This is a genomic window from Cutibacterium sp. KBN10P07758 (assembly GCF_050286205.1).
Lineage (GTDB): Bacteria > Actinomycetota > Actinomycetes > Propionibacteriales > Propionibacteriaceae > Cutibacterium > Cutibacterium acnes.
On sequence record NZ_JBNNQV010000001.1, the window covers coordinates 1,114,386 to 1,139,497 of the forward strand.

General features: G+C 60.6%; 24 protein-coding genes and 1 pseudogene. 13 read left to right on the forward strand and 12 right to left on the reverse strand.

The genetic code is table 11. The annotated features are described in order from the left end of the window. Window positions 1-28 precede the first annotated feature (28 nt). Window positions 29-1,051 carry a DNA polymerase III subunit delta gene (gene holA, locus ACOYO3_RS05505; protein WP_002515598.1) on the forward strand — a complete coding sequence of 341 codons (1,023 nt, stop codon included), beginning with the start codon at window positions 29-31 and terminating at the stop codon, window positions 1,049-1,051. A gap of 121 nt (window positions 1,052-1,172) precedes the next feature. Here the strand turns inward: holA and rpsT are convergent, their stop codons facing one another. Continuing rightward, on the reverse strand, window positions 1,173-1,439 hold the full coding sequence (rpsT, locus tag ACOYO3_RS05510; protein WP_002515457.1) for a 30S ribosomal protein S20: 267 nt from the start codon (window positions 1,437-1,439) through the stop codon (window positions 1,173-1,175). A gap of 120 nt (window positions 1,440-1,559) precedes the next feature. Then, window positions 1,560-3,473 (reverse strand): alpha-amylase family protein, encoded by a 1,914-nt coding sequence (locus ACOYO3_RS05515; RefSeq protein WP_002525030.1) that lies wholly within the window; start codon window positions 3,471-3,473, stop codon window positions 1,560-1,562. Window positions 3,474-3,588: 115 nt separating this feature from the next. Here ACOYO3_RS05515 and lepA point away from each other — a divergent pair, with 115 nt between their 5' ends. Genes lepA through menD form a run of 3 tightly spaced genes read left to right on the forward strand, consistent with a single transcriptional unit; the run spans window position 3,589 to window position 7,968 of the window. After that, window positions 3,589-5,436: a translation elongation factor 4 gene (gene lepA, locus ACOYO3_RS05520; RefSeq protein ID WP_002519059.1), complete on the forward strand. Its 1,848-nt coding sequence runs from the start codon at window positions 3,589-3,591 to the stop codon at window positions 5,434-5,436. After that, on the forward strand, window positions 5,433-6,440 hold the full coding sequence (locus ACOYO3_RS05525; protein WP_002515608.1) for an o-succinylbenzoate synthase: 1,008 nt from the start codon (window positions 5,433-5,435) through the stop codon (window positions 6,438-6,440). Before lepA ends, ACOYO3_RS05525 begins: the two co-directional genes overlap by 4 nt. Before the next feature lies 1 nt (window position 6,441). Further along, on the forward strand, window positions 6,442-7,968 hold the full coding sequence (gene menD, locus ACOYO3_RS05530) for a 2-succinyl-5-enolpyruvyl-6-hydroxy-3-cyclohexene-1-carboxylic-acid synthase (protein ID WP_014172484.1): 1,527 nt from the start codon (window positions 6,442-6,444) through the stop codon (window positions 7,966-7,968). Here the strand turns inward: menD and ACOYO3_RS05535 are convergent. The 5 genes from ACOYO3_RS05535 to ACOYO3_RS05555 all read right to left on the reverse strand — a co-directional run bounded on the left by ACOYO3_RS05535 (window position 7,941) and on the right by ACOYO3_RS05555 (window position 12,487). Next, complete coding sequence (locus ACOYO3_RS05535) at window positions 7,941-9,146, reverse strand: isochorismate synthase (RefSeq protein WP_002515532.1); 1,206 nt, start codon at window positions 9,144-9,146, stop codon at window positions 7,941-7,943. The genes menD and ACOYO3_RS05535 overlap by 28 nt on opposite strands. A gap of 200 nt (window positions 9,147-9,346) precedes the next feature. After that, entirely contained in the window at window positions 9,347-9,538 is a 192-nt protein-coding gene (locus ACOYO3_RS05540) for a hypothetical protein (RefSeq protein ID WP_002515669.1), read from the reverse strand. Between the two features lie 221 nt (window positions 9,539-9,759). Next, window positions 9,760-10,944 (reverse strand): AMP-binding protein, encoded by a 1,185-nt coding sequence (locus ACOYO3_RS05545; protein ID WP_002515630.1) that lies wholly within the window; start codon window positions 10,942-10,944, stop codon window positions 9,760-9,762. Between the two features lie 7 nt (window positions 10,945-10,951). Further along, window positions 10,952-11,941: a 1,4-dihydroxy-2-naphthoyl-CoA synthase gene (locus ACOYO3_RS05550; RefSeq protein ID WP_002515597.1), complete on the reverse strand. Its 990-nt coding sequence runs from the start codon at window positions 11,939-11,941 to the stop codon at window positions 10,952-10,954. A 24-nt stretch (window positions 11,942-11,965) separates the two neighbouring features. Beyond that, window positions 11,966-12,487, reverse strand: coding sequence for a rhomboid family intramembrane serine protease (locus tag ACOYO3_RS05555; protein WP_002515517.1), 522 nt, complete (start codon window positions 12,485-12,487; stop codon window positions 11,966-11,968). 454 nt (window positions 12,488-12,941) lie between these two features. Here ACOYO3_RS05555 and ACOYO3_RS05560 point away from each other — a divergent pair, with 454 nt between their 5' ends. From ACOYO3_RS05560 to ACOYO3_RS05570, 3 genes and pseudogenes are all read left to right on the forward strand, one after another. Then, on the forward strand, window positions 12,942-13,319 hold the full coding sequence (locus tag ACOYO3_RS05560) for an AMP-binding protein (RefSeq protein WP_002525028.1): 378 nt from the start codon (window positions 12,942-12,944) through the stop codon (window positions 13,317-13,319). Between the two features lie 59 nt (window positions 13,320-13,378). After that, window positions 13,379-14,061 (forward strand): annotated as a pseudogene (locus ACOYO3_RS05565) (AMP-binding protein); the annotation flags it as partial. 54 nt (window positions 14,062-14,115) lie between these two features. Next, complete coding sequence (locus ACOYO3_RS05570; protein ID WP_328587357.1) at window positions 14,116-14,595, forward strand: AMP-binding enzyme; 480 nt, start codon at window positions 14,116-14,118, stop codon at window positions 14,593-14,595. A 256-nt stretch (window positions 14,596-14,851) separates the two neighbouring features. On the opposite strand, the gene ACOYO3_RS05575 is transcribed toward ACOYO3_RS05570, so the two are convergent. Both ACOYO3_RS05575 and ACOYO3_RS05580 read right to left on the reverse strand, forming a co-directional pair. Continuing rightward, window positions 14,852-15,022 carry a twin-arginine translocation signal domain-containing protein gene (locus tag ACOYO3_RS05575; RefSeq protein ID WP_226807274.1) on the reverse strand — a complete coding sequence of 57 codons (171 nt, stop codon included), beginning with the start codon at window positions 15,020-15,022 and terminating at the stop codon, window positions 14,852-14,854. A 111-nt stretch (window positions 15,023-15,133) separates the two neighbouring features. Continuing rightward, the gene (locus ACOYO3_RS05580; RefSeq protein ID WP_002519055.1) at window positions 15,134-15,271 is read right to left on the reverse strand and encodes a hypothetical protein; all 138 of its coding nucleotides are present in this window, start codon (window positions 15,269-15,271) and stop codon (window positions 15,134-15,136) included. Here ACOYO3_RS05580 and hemW point away from each other — a divergent pair. The 3 genes from hemW to ACOYO3_RS05595 all read left to right on the forward strand — a co-directional run bounded on the left by hemW (window position 15,258) and on the right by ACOYO3_RS05595 (window position 18,160). Further along, entirely contained in the window at window positions 15,258-16,451 is a 1,194-nt protein-coding gene (gene hemW / locus ACOYO3_RS05585) for a radical SAM family heme chaperone HemW (RefSeq protein WP_002519054.1), read from the forward strand. The two genes, ACOYO3_RS05580 and hemW, sit on opposite strands and share 14 nt — an antisense overlap. A 72-nt stretch (window positions 16,452-16,523) precedes the next feature. After that, a complete protein-coding gene (locus ACOYO3_RS05590) occupies window positions 16,524-17,402 on the forward strand; it encodes a DUF3097 domain-containing protein (protein ID WP_002517754.1) in 879 nt (292 codons plus the stop codon). Further along, a complete protein-coding gene (locus ACOYO3_RS05595; RefSeq protein ID WP_002515619.1) occupies window positions 17,399-18,160 on the forward strand; it encodes an inositol monophosphatase family protein in 762 nt (253 codons plus the stop codon). The genes ACOYO3_RS05590 and ACOYO3_RS05595 overlap by 4 nt, the downstream gene beginning before the upstream one ends. 18 nt (window positions 18,161-18,178) lie before the next feature. Here the strand turns inward: ACOYO3_RS05595 and ACOYO3_RS05600 are convergent, their stop codons facing one another. Next, window positions 18,179-18,850, reverse strand: a complete 672-nt coding sequence (locus ACOYO3_RS05600; protein WP_002519053.1) for an MBL fold metallo-hydrolase — start codon at window positions 18,848-18,850, stop codon at window positions 18,179-18,181. A 144-nt stretch (window positions 18,851-18,994) separates the two neighbouring features. On the opposite strand from ACOYO3_RS05600, the gene hrcA reads away from it, so the two are divergent. Genes hrcA through ACOYO3_RS05615 form a run of 3 tightly spaced genes read left to right on the forward strand, consistent with a single transcriptional unit; the run spans window position 18,995 to window position 21,933 of the window. Beyond that, window positions 18,995-20,014 (forward strand): heat-inducible transcriptional repressor HrcA, encoded by a 1,020-nt coding sequence (hrcA, locus tag ACOYO3_RS05605; protein ID WP_002525026.1) that lies wholly within the window; start codon window positions 18,995-18,997, stop codon window positions 20,012-20,014. A gap of 3 nt (window positions 20,015-20,017) precedes the next feature. Beyond that, a complete protein-coding gene (gene dnaJ / locus ACOYO3_RS05610) occupies window positions 20,018-21,196 on the forward strand; it encodes a molecular chaperone DnaJ (protein WP_002517898.1) in 1,179 nt (392 codons plus the stop codon). After that, a complete protein-coding gene (locus ACOYO3_RS05615) occupies window positions 21,193-21,933 on the forward strand; it encodes a 16S rRNA (uracil(1498)-N(3))-methyltransferase (protein WP_427305804.1) in 741 nt (246 codons plus the stop codon). Before dnaJ ends, ACOYO3_RS05615 begins: the two co-directional genes overlap by 4 nt. A gap of 16 nt (window positions 21,934-21,949) precedes the next feature. Here the strand turns inward: ACOYO3_RS05615 and ACOYO3_RS05620 are convergent, their stop codons facing one another. Both ACOYO3_RS05620 and ACOYO3_RS05625 read right to left on the reverse strand, forming a co-directional pair. Beyond that, window positions 21,950-22,996, reverse strand: coding sequence for a zinc-dependent dehydrogenase (locus tag ACOYO3_RS05620; protein WP_002515577.1), 1,047 nt, complete (start codon window positions 22,994-22,996; stop codon window positions 21,950-21,952). A 28-nt stretch (window positions 22,997-23,024) separates the two neighbouring features. Next, window positions 23,025-24,932 (reverse strand): PTS mannitol transporter subunit IICBA, encoded by a 1,908-nt coding sequence (locus ACOYO3_RS05625; RefSeq protein ID WP_002515640.1) that lies wholly within the window; start codon window positions 24,930-24,932, stop codon window positions 23,025-23,027. Between the last annotated feature and the right edge of the window lie 180 nt (window positions 24,933-25,112).

The following is a 25,112-nucleotide window of genomic DNA, read 5'->3' on the forward strand; positions in this document are numbered from 1 at the left end:
GACCTACGGTGAAAAGTGAGTATGGTCCATGCAGACTTCACTCGCTCACTGGCGCGGCTACCGATCCTGCGGCATCCTTGGACAGGTGAACTCGGTCTATGGCACGGCTTTGTTGGTCCAGGGTGCAGAGGCCCTGTTGTCAGACAGGGCCGTTGACGCCCGTATCAAGGCCGCCCGTCGGGAGTTTCCGGATGCCGAACTCGTCGAGTTGGAAGGTCGGGAAGTCGACGCTGGGCGATTCGTTGAGGCCACCGGAGGGTCACTGTTTAGTCAAGCGACGATCGTCGTCGTCAATGCTGTGTCTGATCTCGACAAGGATCTGTTTGACCTTGTTGCCACCACTGCAGCTAATCCTCCTGACACCCTGTGTCTCATCTTGGTCCATCCAGGCGGGGTCAAAGGTAAAGGGTTGCTGACCAAACTCACGAAAGCCAAGGTGGAGATCGTCAAGGCCGATGTCCCTAAACCATGGGCAATCCCGGACTTCATCGTAAATGAGGCACGTCGAGGCCACCTCGACATGGACCACGACGCCGTTAATGCTCTGCACCAGGCTCTCGGCAACGATTTGCGCACTCTGGCAGCAGCTGTCGGTCAGCTCGCGAGCGATTCCCCGAATGGGCGAGTTGGAGCTGAGGAGGTCACGACCTATTTCGGTGGGAGGGCGGAGATCTCGTCTTTTAATGTTTCCGACGCCAGCTTAGAAGGACGGCTCCCTGATGCGTTGGAGACCTTACGCTGGGCCTTGTCGATCGGGGTGCAACCGGCTGCGGTGACCGCTGCGATGGCACGCGGACTGCGGTCGGTGGGTCTCTACCTGGATCTGCGAAGCCAGCGGATGGGGGATAAGCAACTCGCCCAAACTATTGGCGTATCGCCATGGAAACTCAAGTCCCTCAACAAGCAGGCTCGGTCGTGGAGCAAAGCTGGCGTTGCAAGAGCTATCCGGCTCGTCAACACGTGCGATGCTGCCGTCAAAGGGGCTGCTGTTGACCCCGATTATGCCTTGGAATCGATGCTTATCGCTATCGACGAGGCTCGCCAAGCCTGATCGGGGCTCGGTTGGGTAGGCTTAGTGCTTCTCCCATCGGGAACACACATCAAGCGCCCCAACCACCCAGTGGGTCGAGGCGCTGTGTGTATTCTCCTGGAACTCACCAGGAGAGGAAGACTCAGGCGGCCAGCGAGTTGAGCTTTTTGGAAATGGCCGACTTGCGGTTGGCGGCCTGGTTCTTGTGAATAACGCCTTTCGATGCGGCCTTATCGAGCTGACGGTTAGCGACCCTGGCGGCCTTAGTAGCGGCCTCGACGTCGCCGGCCTCAGCCGCGCGACGGAAGTTGCGCACGTAGGTGCGCAGGGCGGACTTGACAGCCTTGTTGCGCTGGCGCGACTTCTCATTGGTCTTCACGCGCTTGATCTGCGACTTAATGTTCGGCACTGGGCAGCCTCTGATTCCTTGGTCGATGTACGTGGAGTGCGCCAGAAAGGCGCGACAGGACACGCTACCAAATCAATGCAGCTGGACCCAAATCAGTCGACCTCTGTGAGTTGCGCATGGTCAGGCCTGAGAGCGGTCGCTTAGCCAAAGGCACTCATAGGGGGCGAGGCGCAGGTTCATGGGAGTCAAGTCGTAATCGAACCCGCTTAGCAACTCGGTGACGACGTCGTCAAGCTCAGAGCGCAAGGTTTCCATGGGGAACCACACTTCGTGCTCACTGATGTTGTATAGCTCAATCATGCGGCCTTCCGGATGTGGACGTCCCCACATAATGACCTTACGGTGAGGCGAAGGCAGGACTACTGTGTCGACGGAGGCATGGAACTCGGGGCTGCGGTGTCGGGCATTGATGGCCCGGCGCACCCCGTTCCATATTCGACCAGGAACGCTGTGCGGCTCGGCGTGGGCCTGCTTGACCATCGACCAGTTCATCATAGGTCGATGGACCCAGCGGTTGTCGTCGGCATGACCGGGATCACGTTGCCAGTCGTCGTTGAGCATCCCGACCTCGTCTCCCATCCAGATTAGTGGTACTCCGCCGTACCCGAGGATCGCGATGTGCAGCATAACGATCCGGGCGATGGCAGCGTCAACACCAGCTGGGTCGTCGGACTCCAGGGCAGATTCCAGCCCCGCCAGGCTTGCTAAGGAGCCACTAATTCGACGGTAGCCGGTAACCGGGTTGTCTTGGAAGACCAGACCACGGGCGAAGGATCCGGGGAATGTCCCGGAATAGAAGTCGGAGAGGAACTGCCGGTGGGCGACGGGGTCAAGGCCAGTTTCACGGGCGTCGGCATCATCGACGGTCCATCCGATGTCGTCGTGGCATCGAGCGTAGGTGGCCCAGGTTGTTGTCGAGGGTTTGTCGGGCGTCCGACTCAACGCTGTTTCCATGAGGCTGACGTCGCGGGTAGCTAGGGCGCTCCACAGCTGCACCATGAGGCTGTTGTGATAGATCATGTCGCAGACTTTTCCCCAGTGGCGCCCGCGTCCGAAATATCCCGTGACATCGTCGGGGCCAACGATGGCATCGGCCATGAAAGCGACGGCGGGCGCGACGATCCGTATTGCCTGACGCAATGACTGAGTGATGTCGTGAATTTCCGGAAGGTTCTGACAGTTGGTGCCAAGTTTCTTCCAGATGAAGGCGATGGCGTCGAGGCGGAACACCTCGACCCCGCGATTGGCCAGCACACACATCAGGTCGAGGAATTCGCAGAAAACGTCAGGGTTAGCCCAGTTGAGATCCCACTGGAATTCGTTGAAGGTCGCCCATACCCACCCCTGGCAGTCGTCGTCCCAGGTGAAATTGCCATGCGCGAAGTCCGGAAAAACGTCCGGAAGGTTCTTCTCCCAGGCGTCAACCTCATCTTGAGTCGACAGAATATGGAAATAGTCGCGGTACTTCTGTTGACCAGCCCGAGCTCTTCGAGCCCATTCATACTCGGCCGCTACGTGGTTAACGATGAGGTCCATGACGAGGGATATGCCGTGGGCACGCAGGGTAGCCGTGAGGTCAGCTAGGTCATCCATAGTGCCCAGATCCGTGCGGATAGTGCGATGGTCCGCAACGGCATAGCCACCATCGTCAGTACCTTGGCGAGGTTGCAGCAGGGGCATGAGATGCAGATAGCGCACACCCATGTCGCAGAGGTGATCGAGGTGATCGCTTATACCTTTGAGGGTGCCGGAGAAATGGTCGGTATAGGTTGCATAACCGATCATCGTCGGTTGTTGAAGCCAGTCGGGCTCCAGGAGGCGGGCTTCGTCGAGGCGCTTGAGATCATCAGGACGTTCGGCACACCGTTTTAGCAGGATGGCGCGGATTCTCTGCAGGGTTTCATCGGCGCGGTCTCCGTAAACCCTGCTCAGCCCGATCCATAGATCAGGTAGGTAGTGCTCCCAGCGGAGGTCGAAAGACTGCTGGGTGGAAGGATCAAGGCTCACATGTCCGAGGCTGTCGTCGGCGACCATAGTTTGAGTCTAGCTGGGTTGTGTGCGACGGTGTGATCGTAACTGAAAGCACAGTGTCACTGGCGCGTGAGAGACTACATGTTGAGCCGGGCATCCCCGGCACCATCATCGATATATGAGGGAGCAGATGTCCGCGCCTCAGCCTGGCAGTACAGATCCGGCCGTCATCCGGAACTTCTGTATCATTGCACACATTGACCACGGCAAGTCGACCCTAGCTGATCGGATGTTGCAAATCACTGGTGTCCTTGACGAGCGCAGTGCTCGCGCCCAGTACTTAGACCGCATGGATATTGAGCGGGAACGCGGAATCACCATCAAGTCCCAGGCAGTGCGGATGCCGTGGGAGGTTGACGGTGTCACTCACCTTCTCAACATGATCGACACTCCTGGGCACGTCGACTTCTCCTACGAGGTATCCAGATCTCTGCAGGCCTGTGAAGGAGCGATTTTGCTCGTCGACGCGGCTCAGGGCATCGAAGCCCAGACGTTAGCCAACCTGTATCTGGCTTTGGAAGCTGATCTGGAGATCATTCCGGTGCTCAACAAGATCGACTTGCCTGGTGCTGAGTCGGATCGTCATGCCGCCGAGATTGCCGGAATCATTGGTTGCGACGAGTCTGAGGTGCTGCGAGTTTCGGCAAAGACTGGTGAGGGCGTCAGCGATCTGCTTGATACCATCGTCGCTAAGGTGCCAGCCCCCGAGGGAGTGGCCGACGCGCCTGCTCGGGCCCTCATTTTTGACTCGGTCTATGACACGTATCGTGGTGTTGTCACGTATGTCCGCGTCGTTGACGGTGCTCTGCGCCACCGTGAGAAAATCCTTATGATGAGTACCGGCGCAGCACACGAGGTGCTTGAGATTGGCGTCATATCCCCAGAAATGGTGCCGGCTCAGGGGCTGTCGGTGGGGGAGGTCGGGTACCTCATCACCGGCGTCAAGGATGTCCGTCAATCCCGAGTCGGCGACACTGTCACCAATGCCTCCAAGCCCTCTGAGAAAGATCTTGGCGGCTATCAGCACCCCAAACCAATGGTGTATTCGGGACTCTTCCCGATTGATGCCAAGGATTTCCCTGACTTGCGTGATGCTCTCGACAAGTTGCAGCTCAACGACGCTGCCCTGGTCTACGAGCCTGAAACCTCGACGGCCCTGGGCTTTGGCTTTCGGGTCGGGTTCCTCGGGCTGCTGCACATGGAGATCGTGCGCGAGCGTCTAGAGCGCGAGTTCGACCTTGACCTCATCTCCACAGCTCCCTCAGTGGTTCACCACGTCCTCATGGAAGACGGATCGACTGTCGCCGTGACAAACCCGTCGGAGTACCCGACTAGCGGGCGGATCGCTGAGGTGCGTGAACCCATCGTTGACGCCACCATTCTCAGTCCTGCCGAGTACATCGGCACCATCCTTGAGTTGTGTCAGCAGCGTCGTGGTGTTCAGCAAGGCTTGGATTATTTGTCGTCTGATCGAGTGGAAATCCGGTACCGTCTGCCGCTTTCGGAGATCGTTTTCGACTTCTTTGACCAGCTCAAGTCGCGAACCAAAGGGTATGCCTCGCTGGACTACCACGAAGCCGGTGAGCAGGCTGCCGACCTCGTTAAAGTCGACATTTTGCTCAACGGAGATCCGGTGGACGCTTTAAGCTCGATCGTCCACCGCGACAAGTCTTATTCCTACGGCGTCGCGATGGCCGCCAAGCTTAAGGAACTCATCCCGCGCCAGCAGTTCGAGGTGCCGGTCCAGGCCGCCATTGGCGCGCGGGTTATCGCTCGTGAGACCATTCGCGCCGTTCGTAAGGACGTGCTGGCCAAATGCTATGGCGGTGACATTTCCCGTAAGCGCAAGCTGCTTGAGAAGCAGAAGGCTGGTAAGAAGCGCATGAAGGTCGTCGGCTCGGTGGAAGTGCCTCAGGAGGCCTTTGTAGCTGCCTTGCGTACCGGAGAGTCCACGGAGAAAAAGTGAAGGGTCTGAAGGCGTACCGATTAGACGTTCCGCCCATGCTGGCCGATCGTGGTATTGATCGGATGCTCGCATTCGCCGTGCCTCTGACAGTGAGGTTCCGTGGCATTAAGGTGCGGGAGGGAACTCTGCTCCACGGTCCAGAAGGTTGGGGAGAGTGGTCGCCGTTTTGGGACTACGACCCGGTTGAGTCAGCGTCGTGGTTGCGCGCGGGAATCGAGGGTGCTACCCGGCGCCTACCCGTGGCGCGACGAGATCGGGTGCCGATAAATGTCACAATTCCCGTCGTCGACGCGGATCGTGCCGGGAGGATGGCTGCCGAGTCGGCCTGCCTGACGGCCAAGGTCAAGGTTGCTGACCCTCGTAGCGATCTGCGCGAGGATTGCCGACGGGTCGCCGCAGTGCGCGAAGCCATGCCAGACGGACACATTCGGGTGGACGCCAACACTGCCTGGGATGTTGATGCAGCGGTCCGTGCGATTACCGAGCTTGACGCCGCAGCCGAAGGGCTGGAATATGTCGAGCAGCCCTGCGCAAGCGTGGCGGAGCTGGCCCAGGTCAGACGCAAGGTCAACGTGCCGGTGGCAGCTGACGAGTCAGTACGTAGAGCTGAGGATCCACTCGCGGTGGCACGTGCCGGTGCTGCCGATCTCCTCATCGTTAAGGCACAACCGTTGGGTGGAGTTGCCCGAGCCCTTGAGGTCATCGATGCTACCGGGTTACCAGCCGTCGTCTCCTCGGCCCTGGACACCAGTATCGGGATCGGGTTGGCTACTTATCTAGCGGCGGCCCTGCCCAGCCTTGACCACGCCTGCGGGCTGGGGACAATTCGTCTTTTTCAGGGTGATGTCAGCGCCTCGCCACTCCTTCCGGTTGACGGTTACCTGAGACCGCGGCGCGGGGAGGTTGACGTCGAGGTTGAGGAGTCGGATACGGATCTGTGTCCGAGGTGGTCACAGCGTTTGGCTCTCACCGTGGCCGCCCTTGTTGAGCGAGAACGGAGTTGAGGTGAACCCCTCTACAGCAGTCGCCCGACGTCTGGTGAATGCTCTCGTTGAGGCCGGGGTCGAACACGTCGTGTATTGCCCCGGATCCCGGGATGCCCCTATTGGGTATGCGTTGGCTGATGCTGAAACTGCTGGATGGCTGCGGGTTTACGTGCGTCTGGACGAGAGGTCAGCTGGTTTCGTCGCCCTAGGGGTGGGCCGGGCTGGCTGCCCGGCTGCGTTAGTCACGACCTCGGGCACCGCGGTGGCCAACATTCACCCGGCCGTTCTCGAGGCCGACGCTGCCGGGGTGCCGCTTATCGTCCTCTCGGCCGACCGTCCCGCCGAGATGTGGCACACGGGGGCTAACCAGACGACTGTCCAAACCGGGATCTTCGGGTCCGCGCCACGTCTCAGCACTGATGTGCCGGCCGGATTCCCCGCCGACGAACGCCTCGACGCTCTTGTTCTACGGGCTGTGACAGCCGCGACCGGGGCGCTGAGCGCCGACCCGGGCCCGGTGCACCTCAACGTGAGCTTTCGTGACTCGCTCGTGCCTGACGGGCCGTGGCAGCCGCAGGCATTGGTGCCCCGTCGGGTGAGTTCCTTCCCGACTGCACCGACGCCGCTGGTGATGCCTGCCCGGACGGTCGTCGTGGCCGGGGACGGTGCCGGATCGCTCGCCCGCGAGTTGGCACAGCAGGGCGGATGGCCTCTGCTGGCCGAACCCACCTCGGGCTCCCGGGTCGGGGACAACGCTCTCACCGACTACCAGACGGTCCTGGGTAGCGAGTTGGTCGACGATGTCGAGGCTGTCCTCGTCCTGGGCCACCCCACTTTGTCGCGCCCGGTGTCGCGGCTGTTAGCGCGTCCCGACGTTACCGTCGTAACTGATCGCAGTCGGTGGACTGACGTCGCCGGGGTAGCCCGGGTCGTCACGGGACCGGTGGAACTGGCCGAGATCGATACCGACCCGGCGTGGCTCGGCCGCTGGAAGGACGCAGACCGGCCCGTCGTACCGACCGCCAAGCAGCGCCTGTGCCGCGACATCTGGTGGGCCTGTACGACCCCGAACGCCCCCGTGCTTGTCATTGGCGCCTCCGAAGTCATCCGCTGTTTCGATCGATTTGCTGTGCCCGGCGACATCGCTCCAACGGCGCTGGCCAACCGGGGGCTGGCAGGCATCGACGGCACCATCGCTACGGCGATCGGTGTGGGGTTGGGCACCGGTCGGCCGGTGCGTGTTGTCGTCGGCGATCTCACCTTCGCCCACGACGCCATGTCCCTGCTGTTGGGAGAGACCGAACCTGAACCTGACGTGCAGGTTGTCGTCCTGGACGACCGTGGTGGGGCGATTTTTAGCGGCCTTGAGCACGCCGCTGCCCCCGCGCCTGTGCTGCGACGGATGTTTTTGACCCCTCAGCGTCTCGATTCCGCCGCCCTCGCGCACGCCCTCGGAGCGAGTCACCGGAGGGTCTCTCCAGACGACCTCCAGTTCCTCGACGAACCGGTTGTGGGTCGTCAGGTCGTTTCGGTACCACTCACCTGACCGTTGGGCAGGGCGTCGCCGAAGGCTTCCATCTTGGCGCCAACCTCGATCCACTCCTTAGCAGGGTCAGAGGTTGGCAAGATTCCGGCTCCAGCGAACATTCTCACCTGGCGCGAGTCCTCACTGAATTGTCCACAGCGCAGCGCTAGGGCCCACTGTCCCGACCCGTCCGAGCTCATCCAGCCCACCGGCCCGGCGAACCGTCCCCGGTCCAAGTGCTCTATCTGCGCGATGAGCTTGTAAGAGGCCTCGCGGGGGGTGCCGCACACGGCGGCGGTCGGGTGCATTGCATCGACGATGCGCGCCGCGTTGGAGCCGTTCACCCTAGCGGTGACATCGGTCGCCAAGTGGACGACATTGGGGAGCTCCAAACGGAAAGGACCGCGGATGACAGGATCAGTCAGCCCGGCCTGGGCCAGTCGCCCGGTGACCGAGGCCACCGCCAGCTCGTGTTCGTGGCGTTCCTTGGGGTTGTCGAGCAGCTCGTGGGCCCAGGCCGGTTTGCGGGTGCCGGCCAGCACCCGACAGCGGAAGAGCCCGTCGCGGCAGTCGACGAGCAGCTCGGGGGTTGCCCCCACCAGCCCGTCGTGGCTGTACGTCCAGCAGCCGGGGAACCGTGCGGCCAGTCGTGAGGCGACCTGACTGCGGTCGATGGGCACCTCAGAGGTGATGTCGACCGCCCCGGCCAATACCACCTTCTCGAGCTGCCCGTCGTGGTCTAGCTGCTGGGTCACCGCGGTAACCGACGCTGTCCATGTGGCTTCGTCGATGGCCGGTCTACGGGTCAGGTGTTTCTTCGGCTCGGGCCCCCACGTTCGTCGGGTGAGCCGCTGGTGATTCGTCACCTCGGTCGGCCCCCCGAGGTGACGACGTCGGATGAGCACCTGCGGGACCACGAGGAACCCTTCCTGGGTGCGCGAGAAGGGAAACGAGCCGAAGGCGAAGAGGTCCTGCCCTTCGGACGCCATCCGGCGCCAGGCGGACTCGACCGCTCCGTGACCGGATGCGGTGAAGCGTCGAGTGACGCCCCAGCCGACCATGGCGGGGGCGTCGTCGGAGTCGGGGGCCAACCAGATCCACGGGTCGACGCCCTCGGGCACCCAGTGGAGCACTTCATCAAGCCAGGCCGTTCCCGGCAGGGCCGAGACGGTGTCAGAGCAGGGCAGCAGGTTTAGCACGGGCTCGACCTTACTTGCTGAAGCCCACACAATGCTTTGCGGGAGACCCGGACTACGGGTGCGACCACGACGTTGCACGCAAACAATGTGGTCGCACCCAACGCCCAAGAAGTGATGCGTCAAATTCGACCGACCGCGACAAGAAGTCAAGATTTTCGAGAAGTTCACCCACGGCGACCAGACGCAGAAAATCGTCAAAGTCAATGGGGAGACGCGATCATGAAATTCGGCATAGTAACTGCGGACGAAAAGACCGCGATCCACGTCGTGGAGTCGATATATCCGAAGGCCAGAAAACGTCCAGAGTTGACGAAGAATGGAGCGACATGGGCTTGGATGAGGTCAACGAACTGGCCGAGCGATTCGACGTGTGGGAAACCCCGGTGGTCCACTATGCGCTCGATCTCAGTGCGCCGTGAGGACTCTACATTCTCCGATTGTCATGGCTGTTCACAGACGTGTTCAGACGACGAGTGGACACATTGTGTCATCACAGGGCCTCCTGTCATGTGTGAATCAGACAGGAGGCTCTCAAGCGCAGCATGATCGGCGCGGCGCGGACCAAGGATTTCGCAGGTGACGTCTTGTGCGTGATGTCCCCGAAAACCAGCGGTCACACCCGCCAGGCTGCTCCGGACTCTAGCGTCGCCGTCGTTATTCGGCGTACCTCTACTCGGTCGATCTTGCCCGACGCCAGCATCGGCAGCTCGTCGACCTCAACGATGACCCGCGGAGCATGGGTGCGTCCCAGACGTCGTCCGACGAGGTCGCGCAGCGCCTCGGGACCTCGCCACCCCCGCCCCGGGACGACGACGGCGGTGACAACCTGGCCCCAGGTGGCGTCCGCCAAGCCAAGGACGAGGCCGTCGCGGACCATGCCGGTGGCCCGGATCTGGTCGAGCACCTGACCGGCGGCGATCTTGAGCCCGCCCGAGTTGATGACGTCGTCGATGCGCCCGTCGATGACCAGGCGCCCACTCTGCCAATGCCCGAGATCCTGGGTGGCCAGCCACGGCCCGACCGGACCTTCGTCGAGATAGCCGCTCATGATCATCGGCCCGGCGATGCGCACCCGGCTGTCGTCGGTCAGGTCGACCCGTACCCCTTCGAGTGGCACCCCGTCGTAGACGCACCCGCCGCAGGTCTCGCTCATGCCGTAGGTCACCCGTACCGGGACGCCAGCCTTCCGGGCCCGCGACAGCAACGACGTTGACGCGGCGGCCCCGCCGACGAGCACCGCGGCACACCGGGTCAGGGCCTCCGTCCCAACCGGGTCGTCGAGGAGCCGCGACAACTGGGTAGGCACCACCGATATCGCCACCCGGCCATCGTCATGACGGTTTACCGCCTCGTCGACGGCTGCCGCCACAGCCGGAGCGTCGAGGCGCCCCTCGACCACCACGACCTCGCGACCGTCGCCGACGGCTCGGGCGACGACCTGCAGCCCAGCGATGTGATGGGGAGGCAGGGCCAGCACCCACGTGCATGGCCATCCCAAGCGCTCCCGGGTGGCCGTACCCGAGGCTCGCAACTGCGTCGCCGACAGTCCGACGAGACGCCCGGTCCCGGAGGTCGACCCCGAGGTGCGCATGACGAGGGCGACCTCGTCTGGCAGCCACACCGTGCGGTCCTCGACATCTTGGAACACCGCCGGAGGCAACTCGTTGCCACCGGCCGGCACGAGCACCGACCGGGCCCCGTCGAACACTTCGGTCAGACGCCCAGCCAGCCAGTCGACGTCTTCGCGCGTGCGCTCGACGCGTACCACCCGCACCCGCGATGTCAGCTCGGATCCCACGACGGCCTCAGAAGTAATAGGGGTAGTCGGACCAGTCCGGGGAGCGGTGCTCGAGGAAGGCGTCACGTCCCTCCTGAGCTTCCTCGGTCATATATGCCATCCGGGTCGCCTCGCCAGCGAATGCCTGCTGACCAGCGATGCCGTCGTCAACCATATTAAAGGCATACTTGAGCATCCGGATCGCCTGCGGGGATTTGCCAGCGATCGTCAGTCCCCACTCAATGGCGGTGTTCTCCAATTCAGCGTGGCCAACGGCCCGGTTGATGACGCCCCACTTTTCGGCCTGCTCGGCGTCATATGTTTCGGCGAGGAAGAAGATCTCGCGGGCTCGCTTGTCACCGATCTGGCGTGCCAGTAGGGCCGAGCCATACCCGGCATCAAATGAACCGACGTTGGCATCGACCTGCTTAAACCTGGCGTACTCGCGGCTGGCCACGGCCATATCGGCTACCACCATGAGGGAGTGGCCGCCGCCGGTTGTCCATCCAGGGATGGCGGCGATGATCGGTTTGGGGGTGGCACGCATGAGGCGTTGCACCTCAAGGATGTGGAGACGTCCCAGCCGTCCCTTCTCGACGCGTTCGCGTCGGGCGTCGGTGGCCAGGTCCTCGTCGCCGGAGGTTTCCTGCGACTCGTACTGGTATCCGGCGGCCCCACGGATCCGTTGGTCGCCGCCTGAGCAGAAGGCGTACCCACCGTCGCGCGGGGAAGGGCCATTGCCGGTGAGGATGAGTGCCGCAACATCTGGGGTGCAACGAGCGGCGTCGATACAGCGGTACAACTCGTCAACCGTGTGGGGGCGGAAGGCGTTGCGGATGGCCGGGCGGTCGAAGGCAATGCGTACCACCGGCAGATCCTCCCCAGCCGGGGCGTGGTCAGACTCGCCCCGAGACACGAGGCGATGGAAGGTCATGTCGGTCAGCGGATCTCCGGGAAGGTCAACATCGCGCCAGCGGGCTGCATCAAAAGTGTCAGAAACGAAAGGAAGGGTGCTCACCTGGTGGAAGTTACCACTGCCTGCCTACCTGGAATGACGAGCTAGCCGCGACGCCGAGATGACGCCACCGACCGCCCCGCCGAGGTGAGCCTGCCAGGAGACACCTGCCGCGCCCGGCAGCACTCCCCACAGCACTGATCCGTAAATGAGGAATACGATGATCGCTATCAGGATGTCGTGCAGTCTCTTGGTGAACAGGCCGCGGACCAGCAGATAGGCCAACCAACCGAAAACGATCCCGGACGCCCCCAGAGTGATCGTTCCGGGAGCGCTGAAACACCACGCGAAAAGTCCCGAGCACACCATGATCGTCAGCCCTGAGACGATCCAGGTTCGTGTCGACTCCAGGTACACGAGCATTCCGAGGACAAACAGCGGCACTGAATTGCCGGCCAGATGTGCCCAACCGTAGTGCAGCCATGGGGCAGTGAAGATTTCCCACAGCCCCTGCCCGGTCCAGGAATGGATGCCGAAGTGGTCAAGAGTGTTGCCAAGCATGGTGTCGATGACCTCGAGGATCCACATGATCGCGACGACGACGGCCATCACACCTGCGCTGTTCGCAATGGAATTGGTGCGGATCGGCGGTGGGGCCTGACGCCGGCGGACAGGAGCGGACGACGGGGGCAGATAGGAAGTCATGTACCCAGTGTGGCAAAGAAGAATCAAAGAACTTATGTGATTTTCTTCACATAAGACGCATTGTGTGGTTCCAGTGTTCCCAACATGTCGGATGCCGCAACAGCGGCGGAAGGTCGAGGAGGACCGTATGACGAACCAACAGGACGTCTTCGAACCTGATCAGAACATCGTCGACAACGCCTGGGTCTCAGGCTAGAAGACGCTTGAGGGCAAGGCAAAGGCCGACCTAATCGCGTACTGGGACGAGCAGGCCCAAGAGCTGGAATGGTCAAAGCCGTGGGATAAGGTCCTTGACGACTCGAACAAGCCTTTCTTTCAATGGTTCACTGGCGCTAAGACCAATATTGTCACCAACGCGGTGGATCGGCATCTCAGTACCGCCCGCCGCAATAATCTAGCCCTTATCTGGGTCGGTGAGAACACTGATGAGGTGCGTACCTTTTCCTATTTCGCCCTCAACCGAGAAGTCGAGCAGATGGCCAATGTTCTTAAGGCGATGGGCGTGCGCAAGGGCGATGTCGTCACTATTTATCTGCCTCGCATCCCGGAGATCTTTTTCGCGATGTTGGCCTGCGCCAAGATTGGTGCGGTGCATTCGGTGGTTTTTGCAGGCTATTCGTCGGAGGCTCTTAACGCGCGTATTGATGGCTCGGAGTCGAAGGTCGTTATCACCGTCGACGGTTCGTGGATTAACGGCAAGGTCTTTCCCATGAAGCAGATTGTCGATGAGTCGTGAAGTTCTCCCTGGCCGTCGAGAACGTCATTGTGGTGCGCAATACGAAGACCGAGGTTTCGATGGACTTGACTTGTGACCACTGGTACGACGAGTTGTGCAAGCTGCCGATCGCTAAAGGCAAGTGCGAGACCGTCCAGGTGGTCTCAGAAGACCCACTGTTCATTCTGTACACCTCTGGGTCCACCGGCAAGCCGAAGGCCATCGTTCATACCCATGGTGGCTACCAGGTTGGCACCTACATCACCCTCAAGCAGTGCTTCGACATTAAGGAAGAGGACCGCTGGTGGTGTACTGCTGATCCGGGCTGGATTACGGACACTCCTACCTCGTCTACGGCCCGCTGCTCAACGGTGCCACCGTCTTCATGCATGAGGGCGGTCCGACGTATCCATACCCCGACGGCTGGTGGCAGCTCATTGAGCACTACGGCATCACTAGCTTCTACACCGCTCTAACCGCTATTCGCACTTTCATGTGCTTTGGCGACGCCTGGGTGCGCAAACACGATCTGTCCAGTTTGCGCGTACTCGGTTCGGTTGGCGAGTCCATCAACCCGGAGGCTTGGCGCTGGTTCCACGACGTGGTCGGTGACGGCACGTGTCCGATCACCGATACCTGGTGGCAGACCGAAACTGGCATGTTCCAGATCACCACTGTGCCGTCGATGCCGCTCAAACCAGGTGCCGTTGGGCGTCCGGTCTTTGGCCAGGAGGCTGCTGTTGTCGACGAGGAGGGCCATGAGCTCCCTGCGGGCAAAGAGGGCTTCCTCGTCCTCAAAAACCCGTGGCCGGCCATGATGCGCACCCTGTATAAGGATCCGGATCGATACCTCGAGGCGTACTGGACGAAGTACCCGGGTGTCTATCTCACCGGTGATTCCGCACGAATCGATGATGACGGCTACATATGGATCATCGGACGTGCTGACGACGTCATCAAGGTATCCGGTCACCGCATCGGTACTGCTGAGGTGGAGTCCGCTCTGATCTTTCACCCCGCCGTCGCCGAGGCTGCGGCCATAGGGCTGCCTCACGAAGTGAAGCGCAACGCGATCCATATGGTCGTTGTACTCAATCATAGTTTCGAGCCGACGAAGAATCTCGTCTCTGATATCCGCGGACACGTCGCCGAAACCCTCTCGCCGATTGCCAAGCCTGACACCATCGAGTTCGTCGACAAGTTGCCGAAGACCCGCTCCGGCAAGATCGTGCGTCGCGTCCTCAAAGCTCGTGTCCTGGGTGGAGACGAGGGAGACCTGTCAACCCTAGAGGACTGAGGCCATTACCGGGAGGGGCGGGGTATGCCATGTCCTCGTCCCTCGTGCTTGTCGACCATGTCAGCGGTGTCCTTGCCAGGCCCGCATTGACTGTGAGTACGTGTCGGCGAGATCAGGCTGCGACAGAATATGCGTGCCGTAGGAGTTGGCAAAATTGACCTGTTTATCTGTTCGGTGTGATCTACAGCCATTGGGCAAAATTCTTTGCAGCCTCAACTTCGTTGCTAGATCCTTTGGCGTAGTGATTGTAGGCCTGTCAGACGCCCCTCCCGTCATATTCGTGGTACCACTGGACGATCTTTCCGGAGCCACCAGGCATGGCGCTAGAATTTGAATCGGGTGAGAAACTATGGGTGTTTGATCCGCATCCGGTTAGGGCGGCAGTGGCAAGACCTGCGGATGCGTGAAGGAAGTGCCGGCGAGAGATTTTTCATGACAGTTAAATCCTCAAGCTGTTGAGTATTCATTACATTGAGCCAGGTATTTGCTATGTGGATACCTATGAGGTGTTTATAAAGTTGTCTGAATCGTCGTCACGCTATCGTGCCGTGATGATGTGCGGGATGAATTGACGAGCTATGCTGCGTGGCAGATATCTTTGACAACTGCCGCGGAAGGCGTCAGGTGACATCATGCAAAAGTGTACCCCGTACCCCCGCATAATGAGGAGGACCATGACGCACGCCGACAATAGCCTGCCAGAACTTCATCCAGCTGACGGGCCGTGGAGCATCTACCTCCACGTTCCCTTCTGTGCATCGCGGTGCGGGTACTGCGACTTCAACACTTACGTGCTGTCAGCGATGGGAGATGACGCGGTTGCGGGGTATCTCGACGCCGCCCACCAGGAACTCGAGCTGGCTGCTGACGCGCTGGGGGATGCACAGCCTCCGGTTTCGACGATCTTCTTTGGGGGCGGCACTCCGACGATGCTCTCCCCAGTGCAGCTGGGGGAGCTCATCGATCACATTCGTACCCTATGGGGGATTGACCCTGACGCCGAGGTCACCACTGAGGCCAATCCCGAAACCCTCAGCGTAGAAGTCTTAGCCGGCCTACTGAAAGCCGGGATTAACCGGTTATCGATGGGAATGCAGTCCGCCGACGAGTATGTCTTGACGGTCTTAGATCGTCGCCATCGGCCAGGACGCGCCGTCGAGATGGCACAGCTGGCGCGCCAGGTCGGATTCGACGACGTCAGCTTGGATCTCATCTTCGGCGCCCCCGGGGAGAACTTTGACTCGTGGCGACACAGCCTCGACGTCACGTTGACGGCTGAGCCAGACCACATTTCCGCATACTCCCTCATCGTTGAAGAGGGAACTCGGCTGGCGGGCAGAATCCGTCGGGGAGAACTACCTATGACTGACGAGGACGATCTCGCTGACAAATACCTGCTTACCGAAAAGATTCTCACCGAGGCTGGGTACGTCAACTACGAGGTCTCGAACTGGGCTCGTCCTCGCAGCGGCCGGGATCACCGATGTCGACACAACATGGCGTACTGGTTGGGGTACGACTGGTGGGGAATTGGCCCGGGGGCTCATTCTCACGTTGCTGGCACGCGGTGGTGGAATGTCAAACACCCTGCCACCTACCGGAACGTGCTGGGTGACAGAGTGCTGCCCGTTGACGACTATGAGGTTCTTGGTGATGTGCAGCGTCATGAGGAGACGGTGCTTCTTCGGTTGCGTTTGGCTGATGGGTTGCCGATGGCGGATCTGTCCGAGGTCGAATGTATGCGGGCTACTGAGGTTGTCGAGCAGGGGCTCGGGACAATGGAGGAGGGGCGGCTGGTACTCAACTTGTCAGGTCGAATGGTGGCTGACCGAATCATTACCGATCTCCTGGTCTAGCCGTCTTCATCCACCAGGTCGTCAGGTCGGCCGCTAGCGCGGCTTGTCGTCATTGTCACACGTGGCAATACAGTGGCTATCGTGATCGACCGGTACTCTCACGACGTCCTTGCAAGCGGCTGGCGCACCTCTCACATGAAGAAGAGCGCTGACATGCCACTGGAACTTGGCATGGTCATTGAGGATCCTTCCAGCGGATTCGTGGGGGCTGTCGTCGGGTGGCAAAACGGCCTGGTTGTGCTTGAGGACCGCAAGGGTAAACGCAAATCCTTCCCCGTTGGACCGGGGTTCTGGGTGGACGGGCGACCCGTCAACCTGTGTATTCCCCCGCGTCAAGGAAGCGCGAGTATCAAACACACGGCGTCTGGGTCCATCGCCGGTGGTGCTGAACCGGCCCGAGTTGCCCTTCCTAGCCGGATATACGTCGAGGGACGTCATGACGCTGAACTCGTCGAAAAGATATGGGGCGACGACCTGCGCCACGTCGGGGTCGTTGTGGAATACATGGGTGGCATGGACGACCTCGTCGGGATCGTCGCCGAGTTTAAGCCTGGTCCGGGGCATCGCCTTGGCGTGTTGGTTGACCACCTCGTTGCCGACACCAAAGAGTCACGGGTAGCGGACGAAGTACGTCGTGGTGGGTATAGCGAGTATGTCATGATTACCGGTCATCGCTTTATTGACATCTGGCAGGCCATCAAACCTCAACGAATTGGCCGTCAAGAATGGCCTGAGGTCCCGATGGACGAAGACTTCAAACTCGGCACCCTGAAGCGTCTGGGCCTGCCTCACACGACCCAAGCTGACGTCGGTAAGGCCTGGCAGGCCATGCTGGCACGAGTGCGCGACTGGCACGATTTAGACCCCCGCTTTAACACGGAGATGGAGAAACTTATCGATTTCGTCACGCGTGACCATGTCGACGAGCTGGACAATGAGGAGATGGCATGAGTATTGACGTCGACACGGTGTCTGACCTCATCCGGGATGTGAGTGCCAGGGTTATCGATCCCCGGTTCCGGACCCTCCACGATCATCAAATCCACCAGAAAAAGCCCGGGGACTTCGTTACTGATGCCGATCGTCAGGCCGAGTGCGAGCTGGGTGCCGCTGTGACCAAGTATGCCGGCGGTATTGTCGTGGGGGAGGAATCAGCCTTCGCCGACCCAACCATCCTTGATGCCGTTTCCGATGCTGACCTGGCCTGGGTCATCGACCCCATTGATGGCACCAAGAACTTCGTGCACGGGTCTGTTGATCACGGCGTCATGCTTGCTCAGCTCAGCCGTGGTGAAACAGTCAGAGGATGGATATGGCAGCCGCAGTACGGGCACATGTGGTTCGCTGAGCATGGCGCCGGAGTGACGTGCGACGGTGATGAGGTGACGCGAGGAGATTCCCACTCTCCGGTTCGTGCTGCCACCACCCATGAGGCCTACAAGATTCCCTCGCCTGTGGTGGAATGGCGAATGGCGAAATGGTGCTGCGCGGTGGATTATCCGTTGGTGTGCCAGGACGAGAACGATGTCACCGTCTATCAACACTCTTACCCGTGGGATCACCTTCCTGGCGCGCTCATGGTACGAGAAGTCGGTGGAGTAGTGCGTACTGTCGATGGGGCGGAATATGGTTCGCGAGAAACCTCCGGAAAGCTCATTGTCGCCGCCGATGAAGAGGCTTATGAGACGGTTGCCAAACTGCTGCGCTGAATCTCCTCGCTGTGGCTTTCAGGGGAGAGGGAGATGTCGGTCGGTGAGCGGGATATTCGTGGGAATTCGCTCGGCGAGCTGGGCACGCTGATTCATAACGCCGGTGGCATCTATGGGCTGGCCGTGTCCAGGAACATAGATGCCGGCTCCGTCGGTGCCCGTGATGACCGAATCGATCGCCCGTGGCCAACCACGGACGTCAGTCGTCTCGTCAGATTGTGGTTCTCCTGCGGTCTCTACGAGGTCTCCGACGAAGGTGATCTTTTCGTCGCGCACAATGACAATGAGGTCGCCGTCGGTGTGAGCCGGGCCGGGATGGATAACCTCGGCACCCAATCCTCCCAAATTCACATACGCCATAAGAGATACGGGGTGGTCGACATGGAGGTCGGGACAGTGAGCTAGCGCAGCCTCGTGCATCCACACTTCAGCATCGGTGATGCCGGGTAGGCCACCGCTGTGGTCGTAGTGGTGATGGGTGACGACGATTCGATCGACGGGGCGGCCTAGCATGCGGGCTGCTGACATCGCCAAGGTATGCCCCTGCTCGGGAGTCGATCCGGTATCGATGAGGAGGACGTGGTCCTCGCCAGCTACCAGTCCGCAAGTGACACTCCCTGGTTCAACAGAGGTTGTCCACACCCGAGGTGTGAGGGCGAACCATTGGGGAGTCTCGGGATTCGTCGACATGGCCACCAGTCTGGCACGTTTGGGGGGAATGTGCTGCCAGCGAGAGAGGCAGGAGGACCGAGTGTGAACGCGATAAGGTGGCACTCGGCACCCGAGAGTGCCAAAGTGGGATGTGCATTTGGCCGGATCGCGTGAGGAGGGGTTGTGCTCGACGACCGCAAGCTCGACGTGCTCAAAGCCATCGTCACCGATTACGTCTCCAGCAAGGAGCCGGTAGGTTCAAAGGCGCTGGTGGAACGCCACGGGTTGCGCGTTTCCCCGGCTACCGTCCGTAACGACATGGCCGTACTAGAGGAGGAGGGGTACATTACCCACCCCCACACCAGCGCCGGGCGCATCCCTACGGACAAGGGGTACCGCCTCTTCGTCGACCGCATCGCTACTCTCAAGCCGCTCTCGGCGCCTGAGCGACGAGCCATTCAGGCATTCATGACTGGGGCGGCGGACCTTGACGACATCGTGCGCCGTAGTGTGCGCCTGCTTGCTCAAATCACCCACCAGGTAGCGATTATGCAGTACCCGGTGGCGACGACGGGGACGATTCGTCACCTCGAATTGGTGAGTTTGTCGACCGATCGTATCCTTATCGTGCTCATCATGTCGTCGGGATCGGTAGAGCAGCAGATCGTTGAGCTTCCGGGCCACGACGAGCAGAGTCTTGCTGCACTTCGCACCCGGCTAAATGAGACTCTCGTCGGATTGACAGTCGCTGAAGCGGCCGACTCGCTCAACCGCTTTCTTGACGACCTGGGACCGGCCGAAGGGCCTCGGGCAGCGTCGGTGATTGCTACCGTTCTCGAGATCCTTGCCGTCGACCCATCTGCTCGGGTTGTGGTCGCCGGGGTTCCCAATCTCACCGCATTCGGTGCACAGTGGGAGACAGCGGTACGTCCCGTCCTTGAGGCCCTTGAAGAGCAGGTCGTCCTTATGCGACTGCTCGGCGAGGCAACCGCGGGGGAGGCTGGTGAGGTTACGGTCCGCATCGGCGCCGAGAACACCGATGTACCTTTCCAATCGACCTCGTTAGTGGCGAGCACCTACGGTCCCGAGGATGCCTTGTCGAGTCTTGGCGTCGTCGGGCCGACCCGAATGGACTACCCCTCAACCATGGCAGCTGTGCGAGCCGTGGCCCGTTATGTGGGCCGGTTCCTGGCAGAAGGATGATTCTTGAGTAACGACTACTACGAGATTCTTGGCGTTTCCCATGATGCGAGTGCCGACGAGATCAAGAAGGCGTATCGCCGTAAGGCTATGAAACTCCACCCCGATGTTGCCGGGCCCGGATCAGAGGAGGAGTTCAAAAAGGTCCAAGAGGCTTATGAAGTCCTCCAGGATCCGCAAAAGCGCGCCGTTTTTGATCGTGGCGGTGATCCCAATGCCCGGATGGGCGGGTTCGGCGAAGGCGGATTTAGCAGTGCTGGATTCGATTTCACCAATCTTGTTGACGCCATGTTTGGTGGCAGCTCTCCCTTTGGTTCTGGTGGTGGCCGCGGCCCGCGCTCGCGTACCCGCCGTGGCCAGGACGCTCTGGTCCGAATGCGTCTTAGCCTCGCCGAGGCAGTTTTTGGCGTTACCAAGTCGTTAGAAGTCGACACCGCAGTGGTGTGCCCGAAATGCCAGGGTAAGGGCGCACAGTCCGGTTCCGAGCCTGTGACCTGCGATACCTGTCAGGGGCGCGGTGAGGTCATTACCGTGCAGCGCTCCTTCCTTGGTGATATCCGCACCAGCCAACCCTGCCCGACCTGCCATGGTTACGGTACGGTCATTCCTGATCCCTGCCAGGAGTGTTCCGGTGAGGGGAGGGTACGCACCACTCGCACGATCAACGTCAAGATTCCCGCCGGAGTGGCTGACGGCAACCGCATCCATCTCGATTCCCAGGGAGAAGTCGGTCCCGGAGGTGGTCCGGCCGGTGACCTGTATATCGAGATGACGGTCAGTCCCCATGATGTCTTTACCCGTCACGGTGACGACCTCGAGATGGTTGTCACCATCCCGATGACGGCCGCAGCGCTGGGGACGAAGGTCCTCATGCACACGTTGGAAGCCGATCGCGAGGACTTCGCCGAGGATACTAAGACCGTCACTGTCGAGGTGCCGGCCGGCACCCAGTCCGGAACCCGGATCGTCGTTTCCGAACGAGGCGTGCCGAGGCTTCGTCGCAACGGGCGTGGTGATCTTGGTGTCACGTTCATCGTCCAGACACCGACGAAACTTGACTCCCACCAGAAGGATTTGCTGCGTCAGCTAGCTGAGGCTCGGGAAGAAACCAATGCTTCGGCGTCGGTAGAGAAATCAGGCGGTCGCGGCATGTTTTCCCGCATCAAGGAAGCTTTTGGCGGATGAGTGACCCCTGCTTTTTTGGCGAGGTCGCCGCAGCTGTGCCCGGATCGGTGGTAGAAATCACCGATGCAGAGGGCCACCATGCTGGCTCGGTTCGACGCATTCGGGTAGGTGAGACTGTTCTCGTCACCGACGGGCAGGGTCATGCCGTTCGCGGCCCTGCCATTGAGGTGACGAAGGGGTCAGTTAGCGTCGAGACCGTTGAGATCCTCCATACTCCCGCGACCACGCATCGATGGGTCGCCGTCCAAGCATTGCCGAAGTCCGATAGAGCTGAGCTGGCGGTGGCGACCCTCACCGAGATGGGAGTTCACGAAATCCTCGCCTGGCAGGCTGATCGGAGCATCGTGCGATGGAAGGGCGACAAGCAAGCCAAGGGCGTCGCGAGGTGGCAAGCGGCTGCCCGTGAGGCCACCAAACAGTCTCGACGTTTTCTTGTGCCGCAGGTAGAACTAGCGCAGACCCGTGAAGTTGTTAAGCGGATTTGCAATGCCCAGGCCGCCTACGTTTTGCACGAGTCGGCCAGTGAACCGCTGGTGCATCAGGAGCTGCCGGCATCCGGTGAGGTCATCTTCATCGTCGGGCCAGAGGGTGGCATCACCAGCCAGGAAGTGGAGGCCTTCGTCGCGGCCGGTGCACGCCCTGTGACGGTGTCGGACGGGGTATTGAGAACCTCGACCGCCGGTGTGGTCGGCTTAGCCCAGTTGCGGGCTATGGCTAACCTCACCGTTTGCGATTGAGAACTTGGCGTTGGGTTCAGGGCTCGACGGTCACTTTGATGGCTTCGCCCTTGGCGACGATATCAAAGACCGTCATGACGTCGTCGAGTTTGACGTGACGGGTGATGAGATCCTTAACCGGAACCTGTCCCGAGGCGATGTACTGCAAGGCACGTTTGTTGTGCTCGGGGGCCGAGCCATTGGCGCCGTGGATGTGGAGTTGACGGTAATGGATCAGGTTCGAGTCGCAGGTGATCGTTGGGTTCGTCTTGGGCAGGCCGCCGAAGAAAGAAATACGGCCATTGCGGGCAGCCATGGACAAGGCCTGTTCCTGGGTGATGTTGGCCGGGGTCGCGGTGATGATGACGTCGGCACCGCGACCGTTGGTAAGTTCCATGACCTTGGCGACGACATCCTCCTGTGAACCGTCGATGGTGATGTCGGGCTTGACGGCAGCGGCTGACATTGCGAGGCGTTCGGCGTTGATGTCAATCATGACGATAGTGCCGACCTTGTGCACGCCACGCGCGATACGGGTGTGCATGCACCCGATCGGGCCGGCGCCAAAGATGACGAGGAAGTCACCTTTTTCGATGCCGAGTTGTTCCTGGGCGTTGATGGCGCAGGCGAAAGGTTCGGCGGCGCTGGCCTCGTCGAAATCGACGTCGTCGGGGATGCGATTGAGGCCGTCTACCTTGAGTACTTGCGGCGGGACGATCATATATTCCGCAAAACCACCGTCGTACTGATAACCGACGCTGGTCTGGTTTTGGCAGACCTGCATCCACCCTTTGCGGCACTCGTGGCACTGCCCGCACGGGACAGCGGCGATCGACTGGACCCAATCGCCGACCTTCCAGTCGCCAGCCACCTCGGAGCCGATTTCGACGATCTCGCCAGCAACTTCGTGGCCCATTGTCGTGACTCCGGTGATGTTCTGGTGGCCGTTGTGAAGGATCTTGACGTCGGTGCCACAGGTGGAGCAGTTGCGAACCTTGATCTTGATCTCGTCGGGCTTGCATTCCGGTTCGGGGACGTCTTCGAGACGAACATCCTCGGGTGCGTGGAACCTCAATGCCTTCATGATGTGTGCCTTTCTATAGATCCGCTGATTATGCCTGCTGGGAACCGAGGAGGTTGAGGACCTCGTCGGTGCATGTCGCCTCACGAAGTTGCCGGGCGGTTTCGGGATTAGACAAGATTCTTGCGAGGGCTGCCATAATCTCGAGGTGCTCGTCGCTGGACGACGCGATAGGAATGACGACAGTGCAGATGTTCCCGTCCCATTCAACGCCCTCGGGGAATTGGAGGAAGCCTAGGGTGGCCTTGTCGATGTGGTCGCGGACCTCATCGACACCGTGGGGGATCGCGACCCCCTCGCCCATATAGGTTGAGATCTGCTTTTCCCTGGCGAGCATGCCTTTGACGTAGACATCGTCTGCGGCGCCCTCATCAATGAGCACCTGGCCAGCCATGGTGATGGCCTCCTCCTTGCTCGTGGCGCGCTGTCCCAGACGGATGGCGTCGCGGGGCAGCACGCTGATGGCGACGTGGGTATGGCTGTTCGCATCGGACGCCCGGGAGAGTCCTCCGTTATCAGTAGGCGCGGTGGCGGCGTCATCATGTGCTGCGCGAACCTCGGTCTCGACGCGGTCGAAAGCAGGATCATTCATATAGTTCGTAAAGGGAACGATACGGGCGCTTGGGGCGCGCCTGCGGGCGCGGTCGACGAGGCCTTCTTGAGTGAGGATGAGGGGTGTATCCGAGGGAATCTGGTCGACGGCCGTGTGAGCGACCTCGACCCCGTACCGGGACAGTCTGTTCTTCATGGTGGAGGCGACCATCACCGAGGAACCCATGCCTGCGTCGCAAGCGATGACGACTTTGGAGATGTTGGTAAGCGGGGCTTGAGCCCCGATTGTGGTGGGGACAGTGGGGTTCTGGCCCTCACCCGCTACGTCATCCTGGGTACTATTCTTGCGGATGAGCAGCATTGCCACCACAAAGGAAACGGCAGTTGCGACGAGGAAGTCGGCAACCATGGCCAGGTAGTGCCCGGGCTGGCACATGAGGAACCATGCGATGATCGAGCCTGGGGAGGCAGGGGCAACGAGACCGGCATGAAATGCGACCCCGATCGCCAGACCGCTCATGCCCCCGGCAATGGTGGCGAGAATGGTCTTGGGCTTCATAAGTACGTATGGGAAGAAGATTTCGTGGATGCCGCCAAAGAGGTGGATGATGATGGCGCCCGGAGTCGACTGACGTATCTGACGGGAACCGAAGAACTGGTAGGCAAGTAGTAGGCCAAGGCCGGGGCCGGGATTCGACTCAACCATGAAGAGAATTGATCGTCCGGTGATATGGGCCTCTTGGATGCCCAGCGGAGTGAAGATGCCATGGTTAACGGCGTTGTTAAGGAATAAGACCTTCGCCGGTTCGACGAGGAGAGATGCGAGTGGCAGCAGACCGTGATGCACGAGAAATCCCACCCCGGCCGCCAGCCAGCCCATGAGAGTCGAGACGAGTGGTTCGACGCCCAGGTGCCCGATGACGGCCAGGGCCATGCCGAGAATGCCGATCTCGAAATTGTCTACGAGCATCTCGAACCCGGAATGGATCCGGCCGTCGAGGAGCTTGTCGACCTGTTTGAGGAGCCACGCTGCGAAGGGACCTATTACCATCGCGCCAAGGAACATTGTGATGTCGGCGCCGACGACGACGCCCATCGTGGCGATCGCGCCGATGACGCCACCACGTGTCCCGTTGACGATCTTTCCACCGGTGTAGCCGATGAGGACGGGAAGCAGATAGGTCAGGATCGGGTTAACGAGCTTGGCGAGGGTTGCATTGGGTGCCCATCCCGTTTCGATGAAAAGAGCCGTTAACAGGCCCCAAGCGATGAAGGCTCCGATATTCGGCATGATCATGCCGGCCAGGAATCCTCCGAGCCGTTGGACGGAGGCACGTGCGCCGTGTCCCTGCAGGTTCTTGTGGATCGTCGCGTCAGGTAGTGACATCGGAACTCCAGTGTGTTCAGCTGCCGATCATTGGCAGGATCCCCATCGATCTGTGAACAAGTCTGGATCTGTCTGTTTATGTTGTCAAGGAGTTGTGTTGTGTTGGTTTTATAGCTGACATAAACAACGGGGTCGGACAGATGGCATCCGTCCGACCCTGTTGTTATGCGTCGCCGCTGA